The organism is Streptomyces sp. 17_S59, assembly GCF_056930295.1.
In genome coordinates, this window is the sequence record NZ_JBXOWD010000001.1 from 7,011,996 (window position 1) to 7,028,838 (window position 16,843).

3 protein-coding genes are annotated in these 16,843 nt (G+C 75.1%); 2 read left to right on the plus strand and 1 reads right to left on the minus strand.

Going from position 1 to position 16,843, the window contains the following annotated elements:
• Positions 1-206: 206 nt before the first annotated feature.
• Positions 207-7,535, plus strand: a complete 7,329-nt coding sequence (locus tag AC1Z4A_RS31635; protein ID WP_483683316.1) for an SDR family NAD(P)-dependent oxidoreductase — start codon at positions 207-209, stop codon at positions 7,533-7,535.
• A gap of 42 nt (positions 7,536-7,577) precedes the next feature.
• Positions 7,578-9,293: a CocE/NonD family hydrolase gene (locus AC1Z4A_RS31640; protein WP_483683317.1), complete on the plus strand. Its 1,716-nt coding sequence runs from the start codon at positions 7,578-7,580 to the stop codon at positions 9,291-9,293.
• Positions 9,294-9,314: 21 nt separating this feature from the next.
• Here AC1Z4A_RS31640 and AC1Z4A_RS31645 read toward each other — a convergent pair whose 3' ends face one another.
• Positions 9,315-16,805: an SDR family NAD(P)-dependent oxidoreductase gene (locus tag AC1Z4A_RS31645; protein WP_483683318.1), complete on the minus strand. Its 7,491-nt coding sequence runs from the start codon at positions 16,803-16,805 to the stop codon at positions 9,315-9,317.
• Positions 16,806-16,843 lie beyond the last annotated feature (38 nt).

Genomic DNA, 16,843 nt, shown 5'->3' on the forward strand with positions numbered 1-16,843 from the left:
GCTCGTCGGACCGGCCTCCTGATTCGCGACACAGAATGGCACGGAGAATCACGGAGGGCCGCCAATGAGTAATTCCGCGCGAGCCGTTCAGCCGAATGGAACCACCGGAAATGCGAAACGCCCGGGCCCCCGGCTCGTTGACCACTCCGCGAGTGAAGTCCCCCATTCCTCGCCGCCCTCTCTTCCCCGGTAAGAAGGAGTTCCCCATGACGTGCCCCGACACTTCCGGCGCCATTGCCGTCGTGGGTGCCGCCTGCCGGCTGCCGGGCGGGATCACCAGCCTCGACGGGCTGTGGTCCGCGCTCACCGAGGGGCGGGACCTCGTCGGCGAACTCCCCGCCGGCCGGTTCGACCCGGACCGGTGGTCCGACCCCGTGCCCTGGCGCCCCGGGAAGACCTACACCCTCGCGGGCGGATTCCTCGACGACGTCCACGGATTCGACGCCGGCTACTTCGGCATCTCGCCCCGCGAGGCGGGCCGCATGGACCCCCAGCAGCGGCTCTTCCTGGAGATGGCCGTCGAGGCCCTCGACGACGCCGGCATCGCCGCGGCCGCCCTCGCAGGCTCCGACACCGCGGTCTACGCGGGCGTCTCCAGCCCCTCCTTCGCCGTCCTCCAGGGCCTCAACGAGCGGTCCACCGACGCCTACACCATGACGGGCGGCGCCACCTCGAACGTCGCCAACCGCGTCTCGCACTTCCTGGACCTGCGCGGCCCCAGCCTCGCCGTGGACACGGCCTGCTCCTCCGCCCTGGTCGCCCTGCACCACGCCTGCGAGGCCCTGCGCACCGGCCGCTGCGGGGCGGCGCTGGCAGGCGGCGTGCACCTGCTCCTCAGCCCCTTCGAGTTCGTCGGCTTCGCCAAGGCGTCGATGCTCTCGCCCACCGGCCGCTGCCGCACGTTCTCCGCCGCGGCCGACGGCTACGCCCGGGGAGAGGGCGGCGGCCTGGTCCTCCTCAAACCGCTGTCCCGCGCCCTGGCGGACGGCGACCGGGTGCACGCGGTCGTCCTCGGCAGTGCCGTCAACACGGACGGGCGCACCCCGGGCCTGGCCCAGCCGAGCGCGGAGGCCCAGGAGGCACTGCTGCGCGAGGTGTACGAAACGGCGGGCGTCGACGCCGACGAACTCGCCTACCTGGAGCTGCACGGCACCGGCACCCCCATCGGCGACCCCACGGAGTGCCGCGCCGTCGGGCGGGCCCTCGCCACCCGGCGGGCCTCCGGCCGGGCACTGCCCGTGGGATCGGTCAAGAGCCACCTCGGACACCTGGAGCCGGCCTCGGGCATGGCAGGCATGTTCAAGGCCATGCTGGTCCTGCGGCACGGCCGGGTACCGGCCAACCTGCACGCCCTCCCGCTGAACCCCGCCATCGACTTCGACGGCCTGCGCCTCGCACCCGCCACCGAGCCCCGCGAGCTGGAGCGGGTGCCCGGCGGCCGGGCCGTGGCCGGAGTGAACTCCTTCGGATTCGGCGGGGCCAACGCCCACATCGCGCTCACCACCGGACCCGAGCGGCCCGGGACGGCACGGCCCACGGGCCCCCTGCCCGTCGTCGTGTCGGCCCGCACGCCCGAAGCGGCCCTCACCGCGGCCACGCACATGGCCGAGCGGCTCGACGGCTGCGCGGAGGAGGAGTTCTACGACCTCGCGTACACCGCCAGCCGGAGACGCGGACACCACCCGCACCGGGCGGCCGTGGTGGCCGACACCCCCGCCGAGGCGGCCGCTGCACTGCGGCGGCTGGCCGGCGGCGAGAAGCACACCGCGGGCGCCGCGGCGACCGCCGCCGAGCGCGGCAGCGTGGCCCTGGCGTTCTCCGGCAACGGCTCCCAATGGGCCGGCATGGGCGCGGACCTGCTGGCCGCCGAGCCCGTCTTCCGCGCGGCGGTCGCCGAGGCGGACGACGCGCTGCGCCCCCTGCTCGGCTGGTCCGTGCTGGACGAACTCACCGAGTGCCGGCGCGGGGACGGCACCGACGTCGCCCAGCCCCTGCTGTTCGCCGTGCAGGTGGGACTGGTCGAACTGCTCCGGGCACACGGGGTCCGGCCTGCCGGGGTGGTCGGGCACAGCTCCGGCGAGATGGCGGCCGCATGGGCGGCCGGGGTCCTCGAACTCGGCGCGGCCGCACACGTCGTGGTGGAGCGCTCCCGGGCCCAGGAGTCCACGGCCGGCGACTGGGGCATGGCGGCGATCGGCACGGACGAGGGACAGGCCCGCCGGCTGCTGCGCCCGTACGCCGGCCGGCTGGAGGTCGCCGGGGTCAACACCGCGCGCGACGTGACCGTCGGCGGGGACCGGGCCGCCCTCGCCGAACTGGCCGACGACCTGCGGCAACGCGGCATCTTCTGCCAGGACCTGGGCCTGGCGTACGCCTTCCACAGCCACGCCATGGACGGCCTCCAGGACCGCATCCTGCAGGCCCTGACCGACCTCAAGCCGCACCGCGCCCACACCCCGTACGCCTCGGCCACCACGGGCACCGTGCTGACCGGCCGCGAGATGGGAGCCGCCTACTGGTGGCGCAACCTGCGCGACCCGGTGCTGTTCGCCCCGGCCGTCGCCGAACTCCGGGACCGGGGCTGCGACATCTTCGTCGAGGTCGGCCCGCACCCCGTGCTCAGCGGCTACCTGCGGCGGCCGGTACCCGGCCGCACGACCACCGTCGTGCCCACCCTCAGCCGGAACGTCCCCGGGCTGACCGCGGTGCGCACCGCCCTCGGCCACCTGGCGGCGGCCGGCGACGCGGGAGCGCCCTTCTTCCCCCGGCCCGGCCGGGTGGTCGACCTGCCCGCCTACCCCTGGCAGCGCGAACGCCACTGGAACGGCTCCTGCAAGGTGTGGGCGCGCCGCTGCGGCGACGGGACGGTCGACCACCCCCTGCTCGGCGAACGCGCCGGCCTGGCCGAGCCCTCCTGGCACGGCCCCTTCGACCCCGCCCGCGCCCCCTGGCTCGAGGGCCACCGGATCGCCGACGCGGTGCTCATGCCCGCCACCGGCTTCACGGAAATGGCACTGGCCGCGGGCCGGCGGACCTGGGACACCGCCGTGGAGATCACCGACCTCGCCATTCCCCGGGCGCTGGTCCTGCCCTTCGAGAGCGACCGGCAACTCCAGACCCAGACGATGCTGTCGACGGACGACGGGCTCGTCCGGATCGCCAGCCGCGGCGAGGACGGCGACGCCTGGCAGGAACACGCCCGGGGACGGATCCGCAGGCTCCTCGAACCCCGGCCCGGGCGCATCAACGTCGACCGGCTCGCCGCCGCACTGCCGGACCGCTGGACGGCCGGGGAGTTCTACGAGCTGATCGAGAGCGTCGGCGTCCAGTACGGGCCCGACTTCCTGGTGCTGACCGAGGACATCCACATCGGTGAGGGAGAGTCGCTCACCCGCTACACCACCGGAGCCGACCTGTCCGGCTACGAGGCGCACCCCGCCCTGCTCGACGGCGCGGTCCAGACCGGCCTCGTCCTGCTCGAGGAACTGGCCGTCCACCGCGAGCCCTGCCTGCCCGCCTCCATCGACCGGGTGCGCGCCTGGCGGCCGCTGCCCGCCGCGGGCCACTTCCACGCCCGGCTGCGCGCCCGCTCCGCCCGCGAGTCGCTGCTCGACCTCACCGTCCTCGACCCGGACGGCGAGGTGTGCCTCTCGCTGGAGGGCGTCCGGCTGCGCCGCTTCCACCGGCCCGGTGCCCCCGGCGCCGTGCGCCACTCCACCGTGCTGCGGGCCGCCTGCCGCCCCGGCCAGGACCCCGGCCCCAGCCCGCTGCCCGCCCCCGCCGCCCTCGCGCAAGCCTGCCGGCACGTGGTGCGCGACCCGGAGGAGCACGACCACGCCTCCACCGCGGCCCGGGAGCTGGCGGCGCACTTCGGGACCGCCGCCGTCACGGACCTCCTGCCCGGCCCGGGGACCGCCGCCTTCGACGTGGCCGACCTGATCGACGCGGGAGCGGCGGCGCACTGCGCGAAGCTCCTCGGCGTGCTGCTGGAGGCGGCACACTCCCACGGACTGGTCGTACCGGACGGGGCGCGGTGGCGCGTCGTACGGCCACCGGCACCGCAGGAACGGTTCCGCGAACTCACCCGGCGCCACCCCGACCTCGCCGTGGCCCTCGCCCTGCTCGGCACCTGCGGCTCACGGCTCCTCGAGGTGCTGCGCGGCCGCCTCGACCCGGCCGACGTCCTCCTCACGGCCACCAACCGGCCCCTGCTGGAGGAGTACCACGCCGGGGGCGGCCCGGCGCGGTCCGACGGCCGGGCCGTCCGCGCGGCCCTGGCGGCCGCCGTCGCCGACTGGCCCGCCGACCGGCCGCTGCGCGTCCTCGAAGTCGGCGCGGGCAGCGGCGGCACCACCGCGTTCGCACTGCCCGTCCTGCCGCCCGAACGCACCCGCTACCTCTGCACCGACGTCTCCGACGGCCACGTCCCCCGCCTCCGGAACAAGTTCCGGGACCACGACTTCGTCGAGCACCGCACCCTGGACCTCGACCGGGACCCCGTGGAACAGGGCCTGCCCGAGGCCGGGTTCGACATCGTGATCGCCGGGCACGCCCTGCACACCGCCCGCGACCTGCGGAGCGCGCTCGCCCACATCCGCACGCTCCTCGCCGACGACGGCCACCTCCTCGCCACGGAGGCCCACGACCCGGCCGCGCAGGCCCTGCTGTCCGGCCTCCTGCCCGGCTTCTGGGAGCAGGACGACACTGCACTGCGCCCCACCGGACCGCTGCTGTCCGCCGACGCATGGACAAGGACCCTGGCGGAGGCCGGATTCCACGACCCCGTGGCCCTGGGACGGGGCACCGCCTCCCTCCTCCTCGCGCAGCGGCCGCGCCGTACCCACCCCGCTCCCGCAGCCGCTCCCGCCGCACGGCCGGGCGGCTGGATCGTCGCCGCGGAGGACCCGGCCGACCCGCTCGCCGACGTGCTCGTCCGCAGCCTCGGGGCGTCCCGGACCACGCTGGGCACCGGACAGGACGACTGGCCGGCCCTGCTCGACGAGCACCCCGGCGACCTCGGCGTACTCCTGCTGTTCGCCGAGGACGAGCAGCCCACCGCCCCCCTCGACACCGACCGTGCCGTGCGCCGCCTGGCGGCGCTGCGCGCCGTGGTCGCCTCCGCCGCGCGGCGCAACGACGTCGCCCTCTGGCTCACCACACCCCCGACCGGAGCGCTGCCCGCCCCCGAGAGCCCCTGCGCACCGGAGGCCGCGACGCTCTGGGGAGCGGCCCGCTGCATCGGCATCGAGCACCCCCGGCTCGCCGTGCGCCGCGTCTCCCTGGAGCGCGGCGACAGCCCGGAGGCCGACGCCGCCCGCCTGGCCGCGGAACTCGCCGACCCCACCGCGGAGGACGAGATCGTCCTCACCCCCTCCGGACGCTTCGTGCCCAGGATCCACGCACGACCCGCGCTCACCACCACCGCCCCCGCACCGCCCGGCACCCCCTTCGCCCTGCGGCTGCACACCCCCGGACGCGCCTACCGGGTGGCGTGGGCACCCGCCGAGGCCCCCCGGCCGGGGCCGGACGAGGTGCTCGTCTCCGTACGGGCCGCCGCACTCAACTACCGTGACGTCCTGCAGGCCCTGGACCTCATCCCGCTCGGCACGCCGCGGAGCGGCGACGCACCCGGCAAGGAGCGCGGCCTCGGCCTCGAGTGCGCCGGTGTGGTCACCGCCGTCGGCTCCCGCGTGACCCGCTTCGCGGTGGGGGACCGGGTCTTCGGCTTCGGCTCCGACATGCTGGCCTCGCACGCCACGGTCCAGGAGAACCTCACCGGCCACATCCCCGGCGGCATGGACTTCTGCCGGGCGGCCACCCTGCCCGGTGTCTACCTCACCGTCCACCAGGGCCTGCACCGGCTGGCCCGGCTCGCCCCCGGCGAGACCGTCCTGGTGCACGGCGCGGCGGGCGGCGTGGGGCTGGCCACGCTCCAGTACGCCGCGCACGTCGGCGCCCATGTCATCGCCACCGCGGGCACCCCCGCCAAACGCGATCTGCTGCGCCTGCTCGGCGTCCGGCACGTACTGGACTCGCGCTCCCTGGACTTCGCCCACCAGGTCAAGGAGATCACCGGCGGCCAGGGCGTCGACGTCGTCCTCAACTCCCTCGCGGGCGAGGCCATCAGCCGCGGACTGGAGTCGCTCCGCAGCGGCGGCCGCTTCATCGAACTGGGCAAGCGCGACCTCTACGGCAACACCCCGCTGCTGCTGCGCCCCTTCCTCAACAACCTCACGCTGTCGGCGGTGGGGGACATCCACGAACTCCTCACCCACCACCCCGACATCGCGAGCGTCGAGGGCCCCGAGATCGCCGCGCGCGTGCACGACGGCGTCTACGGACCCATCCTGCACCACACCTACCCCGCCGGCCGGATCGCGGACGCCTTCGAGGCATTGCAGCACTCACGCCACATCGGCAAGGTCGTCATCTCCCTGGAATCCCCGCCCCCGGTGGAGCGGCAGACTCCGGCGGCCGGCCTGGACCCCGAGGCGACCTACCTCGTCACCGGGGGCCTCAGCGGCTTCGGCGGCGCAACGGCCCAGTGGCTGGCCCGGCAGGGCGCGCGCCACCTGGCGCTGGTCGGCAGGCGCGGCGCCGACACCCCCGAAGCCCCCGCCGTCCTCGACGAGCTGCACCGGCAGGGCGTGCACGTGACCGCCCACGCCGCCGACGCGGGCGACGCCCGCGCCATGCGCGCCGTCCTGGACGCCGTCGACACCCCGGACCACCCCCTGCGCGGCATCGTCCACGCGGCTGCCGCGTTCGACGACGGACCCCTGATGGACCTCACCGACGAGAGCTTCCGGAACGTCCTGGCCCCCAAGGCGGCGGGCGCGGCCGTGCTGGACGAGCTGACCCGCGACCGCGACCTCACCCTGTTCCTGCTCGCCTCCTCGGTCGCCGCGCTGACCGGCAACCTCCACCAGAGCAACTACGCGGCCGCCAACCTCTTCCTGGAGGCCCTGGCCCGGAACCGCCGCCGCGACGGCCGGCCCGCGCTGGCCGTCGGCTGGGGCGCGGTCGCCGACGTCGGCCACGCCGCCCGCAACGACATGACCGCCTACCTCGGGTCCGTCGGCCTGCCGCCCCTCCCCGCCGCCGAACTCCTGCGGCCCCTGGGCGCCCTCCTGGCCGAGGGCGACGACGTGGCCGCACTGGCCGCCGTCGACTGGCGGCGGGCCTCGCAGCAGGCCCCGGCCGCCGCCCGCTTCGCCACCGTCCTGCCCCAGGACCACGGCGGGCAGCAGTCCGACGACACCCTCGCCGCCCAACTCGCCGACGCCACACCCGAGTCCGCCCTCGCCCTGATCACCGACGCCCTCACCCGCACCCTCGCCGACATCCTCCAGACGACCCCCGACCGGCTGCCGCCCGACCGCTCCCTGACGGATCTGGGCGTGGACTCCCTCATGGGCGCCGAACTCATGGGCGCCCTCCAGCGACGGCTCGGCTGCACCCTGCCCATGCTGGAGATCGTCAACAGCACGTCGATCGGCGACCTCGCCCGCAGGTGCCTCCACTCGCTGAAGTGAACCCCCGCCCTTCCCCCAGCCCTTCCCGCCGGAGAGGAACCCATGTCGCCCGGGAAACACCGCCGTGCCCTCGACATCCGGGGCCGGGACCGCGACACGCGCAGCCGCCGCGGCATCCCCGTCCCCATGGCGGACGGCACGGTACTGCCGACCGACCACTACGCCCCGTCCGGGGGCGGCGGCCCCACCGTGCTCGTCCGTTCCCCCGTCGGGCGCGTTCCGATGGGACTGATCTACGGGCAGTACTTCTCCCGGCACGGCTTCCACGTCGTGGTCCAGGAGACCCGGGACGTCTCCCACGGCCTCGGCTCCCTCCAGGACCCCGGGAGCGAACGGGAGGACGGCCTGGCCACGATGGCCTGGCTGCGCGCACAGCCGTGGTTCGACGGCACCTTGGTCATGTACGGGCCGAGCGCCACCGGCTATGTGCAGTGGCCGCTGGCCCACGACGTTCCCGAGTGCAGGGCGATGTCGGTGCAGATCGCGGCGTCCTCCCTCGTCGACGCCGTCTACCCCGGCGGCGCCTTCGCCCTCGAATCCAGCCTCTACTGGTGCGCCAGCCGCGACCACTCGCGCATCGCCACGCTTCCCCACCGCGTGCGGCGCGCCCTGGCCTCCGGACGGCCCGTCCACGAACTCGACACCGTGGCCTGCGGCATGCCCATGCCCCTCTTCCAGGAGCTGCTGGCCAACGGTGGTCCCGACGGCCCCCTGCGCGCCCGGCTCGACGCCGGGCACCTCGTCGGCCGCACCACCGTGCCCGTCCACTTCCTGGCGGGCTGGTACGACGTCTTCCTGCCCGGCCAGCTCCGCGACTACCGCGCCCTGCGCGCCGCGGGCCACCGGCCGTACCTGACCATCGGCCCCTGGTACCACTGCGACCGGCGCCTTCTCCCGGTGGCCCTGCGCGAGGCCGCGGAGTTCTTCCGGTCCCACGTGACGGGCGCCCGCGCCCTGCGCGGCTCGCCCGTACGGCTGTACGTCACCGGGGCGAAGGAGTGGCGCGAGTACCCGGACTGGCCACCGCCGGGGACGGTGCCGCAGCCGTGGTACCTGCACTCCGACGGGAGCCTGGGCCCGGTGCCGCCCGGCCGCGGGGAGCCCCGCCGCTACCGGTACGACCCGGCCGATCCCACGCCCGTCCCCCGCGGCCCGGCGATCTTCGGCGACTCCCGGCCCGAGGACTGCCGGGACGTGGAGAAGCGCGCCGACGTCCTCACCTACACCAGCGCCCCGCTGGCCGCCCCCCTGGAGATGATCGGACCGGTCACGGCCGAGATCCACCTGCGCTCCTCCCGGACGCACACCGACTGCGGGGTGCGGATCTGCGACGTGCACCCCGACGGCGCCTCGATGAACGTGTGCGAGGGAATCCGCCGCGTCACCCCGGACAACCGCGGCCCCTGCGACGCCGACGGGGTGCACCGGGTGTCCGTCGAACTCTGGCCCGCCGGGCACCGCTTCCGGGCCGGGCACCGGGTGCGCGTCCAGATCTGCAGCGGTGGCCATCCGCGCGTCGCACGGCACACCGGGAGCGCGGACCTGCTCGACCTCAGCGGCTTCATGCGCCCTGCCGAGCAGGAGGTCTTCCACGACCCGGACCGGCCCTCCGCAATCCGCATCCCCCTGTGCAGCCTTCCCCACGACGCGTCCCACCCGGACGCGGAGGAGGACGAGGAGCCGGACCCGGTGCCGTCGGCCGGATCCGTTCACCCCGGCTTCGCGGAAGGGCTGTGGCCCGGGCCGCCCACCTGGTGATCCCGTCGATCCGACGGGCCGTCAGCTGCGCGGGCGGGGCACGTGCGGGGAGCGGTCCGCGGGATCCGCCGTCAGCCGAGGCAGCAGCAGCGCGCAGAGGCCCCGCACGGAACCGTCGCTGTGCAGCACGTCCATCACCGGCAGCTCGCAGTGGAACCGGCGGCGCAGCTCGGCCAGCAGCTCCATGTTCATGAGCGAGTCGAGTCCGTAGGCCTGCAGGGGTTTGGCGCGGTCGAGGTTCTCCACCGGCATGCGCAGGACCCCGGCGGTCGTGACGGCGACGGCCTGCTCCAGAAGATCCGTCGCTTCCTCGGGCCGCGAGGAGGCGAGCCGCACCAGCAGGTCGTCCGGGCCCCGCTCCGGGTCCGTGCCCGTCCGCGGCATGACCTGCGTGAAGCGAGGGGCGGTCAGCGTGGGCATGAGCATCGCCATGCGGCTCCAGTCACAGCGGCCGAAGCCCGCTACGCCCGTGCCCCGGGCGTGGAACCGGTCGAGAGCCGTGCACACCTCGCCGGGTGTGACCGACTGCAAGCCGCCCTTGGCCAAGGCGGCATTGAGCCGATGGCGCGCAGCGTAGCCCGTCCCGGCAATGGCTCCCCACGCCACCGAGCGGGCCGGTTCGCCGGCCCGGATCCGGTCGCGGGTCAATGCCTCCAGGAAGAGGTTCCCCGCCGCGTAGCTGCTCTGCTTGAGGTTGCCGACCCAGCCGTTCAGGGACGAGTACACCAGGAGACCGGCGTCCCGGCCGCGGGTGAGACCGTCGAGGACGAGGGCACCGCCCAGCTTCGGCGCCAGCACGGCGCGGATGCGCTCGTCGTCGAGGTCCGCCAGCTCGTCGTCCTCCAGGTGCATGGCCGCATGGACCACGCCGCGGAGCGGATGCCCACCGGCATCGACGGCCTCGACGAGCCTGCGCACGGCGTCGGCGTCCGTGACGTCGACCGCGTACGCTTCCGCGGCGACCCCCTGGGCGGCAAGCCGGGCGAGCAGCGCCGGGGCGTCCGGCGTGCTGCTGCCGCGGCGCCCGACCAGGGCCAGGTGACGGGCCCCGCGCTCGGCGAGCCACAGCGCGGTGGCGGCTCCCAGACCACTGAGACCCCCGGTGACGAGGTACGTCCCCTCGGCGTCCACGCGGGGCGGCACGGCGGCCGGCCGCACCGGGACCGGCTCGTCGAAGGAAACGACGATCTTTCCGATGTGCCGTGAGTGCTGCATCAGCCGGAACGCCTCCCCGATACGGGGCGCCGGGAAGACCTGGTGCAGCAGCGGGCGGTACTCGCCCTGCCGCACCCGGTGCACCACGGCGTCGAGGACGGCCGCGGCCTGCCCGGTGTCCGAGGCCGTCAGCCGGGCGACGTCCACGACGAACAGCGCCGCATTGGCGGCCAGCGGGCGCAGCAGGGCACGGCGGTTGGCATACACGTCCTGCTTGCCGAGTTCGACGAACCGGCCGCCCGGCGCGAGGACTTCCATGCTGCGGGCCATGGCCTCCCCGCTGAGGGAGTTGAGGACGACGTCCACCCCGCGCCCGTCCGTGAGGTCCCGGACCCGGTCCGCGAAGCGGAGGCCGCGAGAGTCCAGCACGTGCTCGGCCCCCAGCAGCCGCAGCAGGTCGCGCTTGGCGGGCGAACCCGCCGTGGCGACGACCTGCGCACCCGCCCGCCGGGCGTACTGGAGCGCCGCCAGGCCCACCCCTCCCGCCCCGCCGTGCACGAGCAGCGTCTCGCCCGCGCGCAGCCGGGCCGGCCCCTCCAGGCCGTGCTGGACCGTGAGGAAGACCGTCGGCAGGGTGGCCGCCTCCGTGAAGGACAGGCGGTCGGGGATCCTGCGCACCAGCGCGGCGCGGGCGCGGACGTGCGTGGTGAACGCCCCCGGCGCCAGGCCCAGGACCCTGTCCCCGGCCGCCAGGCCCGTCACGCCCGGGCCCACGGCCGTGACGGTCCCCGCGAACTCCAGGCCGAGGAACTCCTCGGAAGCGACGCCGTCCTCGGCGGCCGTGGGGAGCAGGCCCGTCACGATCATGACGTCCCGGTAGTTCAGGGCGGCGGCCCGTACCTCGACGACCACGTCGCCCGCCCGTGGCCGGGGCACGGGCTGCTCGTCCCAGCGCAGCCGGTAGCCGAGCCCGATGCCGTCCACCGACAGCGAGCAGGACGGGCCTTCGCGTCCGGAAGAAGGGACGACGGGGTCGGCGGCCCGCACCACGCGGGGCACGAACCGGCCGCCACGGGTGAGGACGACCTCGTCCTCACCCGATTCCGCCCCGAGCAGCTCGTCGGCCAGTCGGCGGCCGTCCTCCTGCGGCCGCGCGGAGCGCTCCAGGGAGATCCGCCTGACGGGCAGCCGTGTCGCCTCGTTGGCGAGGGTCCGCGCGGCACCCCAAGGAGCCGCCTGACCGGGACAAGCCGTGCGCTCGGGCGCGGGAAGGGCCCCGGTGGGGTGCGTGACGAGGGACAGCGACCGCAGCGCGCTGCCCTCGACACCCCCGACGGCGCGGGCGAGTTCCCGCAGGGTGGCGACTCGGCGCACAGCGAGGTCGACCGCTTCCCCGGGGGCCTCGGACACGGCCCGGTCCTCGTCCTCGCTCAGCACGAACACGGCGTCGACCGCCGAGGACGAGCCGTCAAAGAGACACCGCCGGTCCGTGCGTGCCTGCTCCGCGGTCACGGTGCGGACGGGGGCGGCTCCCTCGCCGAGCCTTGCCGTCAGTGAAGCGATCAGGTCTGCTTCCGAGCCGTCCTCGACGACCACGACCCATGCGGCGGACGCTCCTTCCGTCCTTGCCGTTTCGTCGCGGGGCTCGTCCGGTGCCTCTTCGCCCTTGTCGCGGCGGGCCAGAAAGACCGAGAACTGGTCGGAGAGAGGCCCTTCCGCCGTACCGGCCTGCACCACGGCACCGAAGCCGCTCTTGCGGAGCACGTCCGGCCACCGGTCACGGGGCAGCAGTACCGAGCCGGTCCGCAGCTCGCGGTCCTCGGCATGCCAGAAGCTCTGCAGCAGCGCGGCACTGAGGGCGAAGGACTCGGGATCGTGGGCCTCCACGGCGCACAGCTGCCCGCCGGGAGCCAGGAGCCGCGCCAGCCGTCGGATGCCGGCCGCCACGTCCCGGGCGGTGTGCAGGGAGTGCCCGGCCACGACCAGGTCGAAGCTCCCCGGGGTGAGTTCCCGTCCGGCAGGGTCGCGGTCGAGGTCGAACGTGCGGTACTCGACGAAGTCATAGGCGGCGAAACGATCCTGTGCCGCGGGGAAGCGCGCCGCGGAGACGTCGGAGAAGACGTACTCGGTGCGTTCCGGCGGCAACAGCGGCAGCAGACGAGCGGTGAGCCCGCCGCTCCCCGCTCCCGCTTCCAGCACCCGAAGCGGCCGGTCCGCGGGTACCGCCCGGACGAAGGCACGTACCACAGCCGCGGCGATCCGGTTCTGCAGGGCACAGACCGGCTCGGTGTCGTACAGCTGCTGCATCAGCGGTGGCCCGCTGTCCGGGAACAGCAGACCCGCCGGATCGCGGCGGCCCCTCAGGACATCGGCGAGGCACAGCCCGCCCAGGCCGTGGAGGGCAGCCGTGGCCGGATGGTCAGGGTGCTCCCGCAGCACCTCCCTGATGGCCTTGCCGAAGTCTCCCGACCCCCGCCGGAACCAGCGCTGTTCGTCGACCACCTCCAGCAACCCGTGCCGCTGCGCCATACGCGCCAGCATGTCCGCGTAGGGGCGGTACTCCGGCAGGACCCCGGCCGCCGGCAGCTCGTCGACGGTGAACGACGCCCGGTCCGGCAGGATTTCGGCGAACGCCTCGGCGGCGGCATACGCCGCGGCCCGGGCGAGCGCGGCCGCGCACTGCGCGTGCCGTTGCCCGTCCCAGCCCTCCAGGACCGTGTCGATCTCCGGCTGGGCCGCGGCCAGCACTGCCGAGGGGGACGGCATCGGGACGGACCGGGGCCGCCGCCTCGGCAGGGTCGCCGCCCGCAGCACGGTGGCGTACTCCTGCGGAGGATCGTCGTGCAGCGTGGAGCGGTGCATGCGGCATCCGCTCAGCTCGATGCCGACCCGGCCCGCGTCGTCGGTGACGGCGATGTCGCAGACGATCTCCCGAGGCGTCCGTGAGCGCTCACGGACGTGGACCAGACCGGTGGGAGACGGCGTGCGCCACACGCGCAGGCGGCCGATCGCCGCGGGCAGGTACGTGTCCGTGACGCCGGGCAGGAGCGGGATCCCGGCCTGGAAGGCACCGTCGAGCAGGGCAGGGTGGACGACGTAGGTGTCCTGCCCGCCGTCCGTCGCCTCATGGCGGTAGGACGCGAGCACCTCGCCGTCGCCGACGCGCAGTTCACGCAGCACCCGGAAGGCAGGTCCGTACACCAGCCACCGCATCTCCGCCGCCGCGTAGTGCTCCGGCCCGCCGACCGGGCGCGGCGTGCGCTCGCGCACCCGCGCCACGTCCAGGGGCGGCGGGGCCTCGCCGGCCAGGCGGCGGGCCCGGCCGCGTGCGTGCAGGCGCCAGCCGGCGGTGTCCGACGAGCGGCTGGCCACGCGGAAGATGCCGTCCTCGTCCGACAACGAGGTCTGCAGCCGGACGGTCGTCGCGTCCCCGGGCAGGGGCAGCATCAACGGCATTTCCATGCAGTCGAGTTCGACGGCCGTGCCGAAGACCTCGCGGCCGGCGGCGAGCGCCATCTCCGCGTAGGCGGCCGCCGGCATCACCACGGTGCCGCCGACACGGTGATCGGCCAGCCAGGGGCAGAGGGTGTGCTCGGCCCTCGCGTGCCAGGCGGGTTCGAGGACCGGCGCGCGCTCGCCCAGGAGCGGGTGCACCAGGACTCCGTCGCCGCTGGTACGGATCCAGTGCTCCGGAGTGCCGTACCAGTGCCGCTCGCGCTGCCAGGGGTAGGCCGGCAGGTCGACGACACGCCCCCGGCGCGGGAACCAGCCTTCCTCACCCGCCCCCGCACCGGCCGCGGCGAGCCGGGCCGCGGCCCGGCGGACCGCCGCGACGCCCCCGGGCCCCCGGCCGAGCGCGGGCACCACCGTGAAGGCCCTGCCCGCGGACTCGGCGGCGATCCGGGTCAGCGGCCCGTGCAGGCTCGGCTGCGGGCCGATCTCGACGACCGTGCCGAGGCCGCCGTCGTCCTCGGCCAGACGGCGCACGGCCCGGTCGAACAGCACGGGACGGCGCACGTTGTCCCACCAGTAGCCGGCGTCGAGCTGCCCCGCCCGCACCCGCTCCCCGGTGACGGTGGAGTACATCGGCAAGCCGGGCGCGGCCGGGGCCAGCCCCGCGAGGGCGTGGCGCAGCGGCTCCTCGATGCCGTCCATGGCAGGGCTGTGGAAGGCATGGTCCAGGTCCAGCTCGCGGCACGGGACCCGGCGGGCGGCGAGCACGTCCCGAAGCTTCCGGAGCGCCTGCCGTTCGCCGGAGATCGTCACGTCCCGGCCGCTGTTGACGGCGCCGATCTCCAGCAGACCCCCGTACGGGGCGATCTCCTGCTCCGCCTCCCATGGCGTGAGGGCGACCACGGCCATGGCGCCCTTCCCGGCGGTGGACGCCTGGGCGAGGCTGCGCTCGGCGACGACCCGCGCGGCGGCCGGCAGGTCCAGCGCCCCGCACGCGTACGCGGCGGCGACCTCCCCGACGCTGTGCCCCACCACCGCCTGCGGACGCACCCCGTAACGGGCCAGCAGGGCCACCAGCCCCACCTGAACGGCGAACAGCGCGGGCTGGGCGTACCGCGTATCGGCCATGGCCCCGGGCGGCCCGCCGGTCGCCAGCAGCCCGGCCACCGACCAGCCCAGCCGCGGCGCCAGATGGCCGTCCGCCTCCTCGACGGCCGTCCGGAACGCGGGCTCCCCGGCCATCAGGTCGGCGCCCATGCCCTGCCACTGGCTGCCGTTGCCGGAGAACACGAAGGCCACACGCCCCTCGTGGGCCGCGCCCGTTTCGACCGCGCGCAGTTCCCCTTCGTCCCGCGCCAGTTCCGACAGCTGCCGGGCCGCTTCCCGCGGGCCGTCGGCCAGGACGGCGGCCCGGTACGGGTGCCGGGCCCGTCGCCCGCCCGCCGTCCAGCACAGGTCGTAGAAATCGTCGCCGGAGGCGGCGTCCAGCCGCTGCGCCATGTCACGGGCCGCCTGCGCGAGTGCCGGGCGGCTGCGGGCACTGATCACCACCGGCAGCGGGCCCCGGCACCCGTCCGCCGTCACGGTCCGCGGCGGGGCACCGGCCAGGACCACGTGCGCGTTGGCACCGCCGAACCCGAAGCTGTTCACGCCTGCGAAGCCGCCGCGGCGGGCCACCGGGCGCACGGCGGTGACCGGTTCCAGGTTCAGCCCCCGGAAGTCGATCGCGGGGTTGGCGGGCAGGCAGTGCAGGGTGGGCGGAATGCGGCCGTGCCGCAGGACCAGCAGGGCCTTGAACAGACCGGCCATTCCGGAAGCCGGCTCGGAGTGCCCGAGGTTGGACTTCACCGACCCGATCGGCAGCGCGCCGCCGCTGCGCCGTGCGGCCACGGCCTGCCCGACGGCCAGGCACTCCAGCGGATCCCCGACCGGGGTCCCCGTTCCGTGCGCCTCGAAATACACCAGGTCGTCGGGGCCGATGCCGGCCCGCGCGTGCACGTCGTGCAGCAACTGCCGCTGCACGTCGGCGCTCGGCACGGCCAGGTGCACGGTGCGCCCGGCCGTGTTCGTGCCGCTCGCCGCGACGACGGCGTGCACCCGGTCCCCGTCGGCCAGCGCATCGGCCAGCCGCTTCAGCAGCACCACACCGCCGCCCTCGGAACGCACGTACCCGTCCGCCTCCGCCGAGAACGCCGCACAGCGGCCGCGCGGCGAGAGCATGGCGGCGCGGGAGAAGCCGATGTAGGGATGCGGACCGAGCAGGAGACTGATCCCGCCCGCCACCGCAACCCGGCTGCGGCCGCTGCGCAGGGCCTCGCACGCCTGGTGCAGGGCGACCAGGGACGAGGAGCAGGCCGTGTCGACGGCCATGCTGGGCCCGCGCAGGTCGAAGGTGTGCGACAGCCGGTTCGCGGCGATCGACGCCGCCCCGCCGGTCATGGTGTGCGGGTCGATGTCCTCGTACGCCGTCATCTGCAGCACCGCGTACGAGGTGTCGGACACCCCGATGCAGACGGCGGTGTCGGAGCCGGCCAGCCGGGCGGGGTCGATGCCGGCGTCGTCGAACGCCTCGGCCGTCATCTCCAGCAGCAGCCGTTGCTGCGGGTCCATCCGCTCCGCCTCGCGCGGCGAGATCCCGAAGTACTCCGCGTCGAAATCCGTCACGTTGTCGAGATAGCCGCCGGCGAAGGTGTAGCTCCTTCCCGGCCGCGCCGGATCCGGATCGAAGAAGCGCGCCGGGTCGAACCGCCCGTCCGGCGGAGCAGCGGAGACGAGGTCCCGCCCCTCGGCCAGCGCCTCCCACAGCCCGCTCAAGTCCCGGATGCCGCCGGGCAGGCGGCAGGCGGCACCCACGACGGCGACGGCGTCCGGGGGCAGGGGCGGCGCGACGGAACGATCAGCCATGAAGTCTCCTCTTCCCGCGGACAGGCAGGCCCGGACCG

Bases quoted from the DNA above. Each gene is read 5' to 3' on its own strand.
- AC1Z4A_RS31645 (WP_483683318.1), bottom strand. From the start codon at position 16,805: ATGGCTGATCGTTCCGTCGCGCCGCCCCTGCCCCCGGACGCCGTCGCC.
- AC1Z4A_RS31635 (WP_483683316.1), top strand. From the start codon at position 207: ATGACGTGCCCCGACACTTCCGGCGCCATTGCCGTCGTGGGTGCCGCC.
- AC1Z4A_RS31640 (WP_483683317.1), top strand. From the start codon at position 7,578: ATGTCGCCCGGGAAACACCGCCGTGCCCTCGACATCCGGGGCCGGGAC.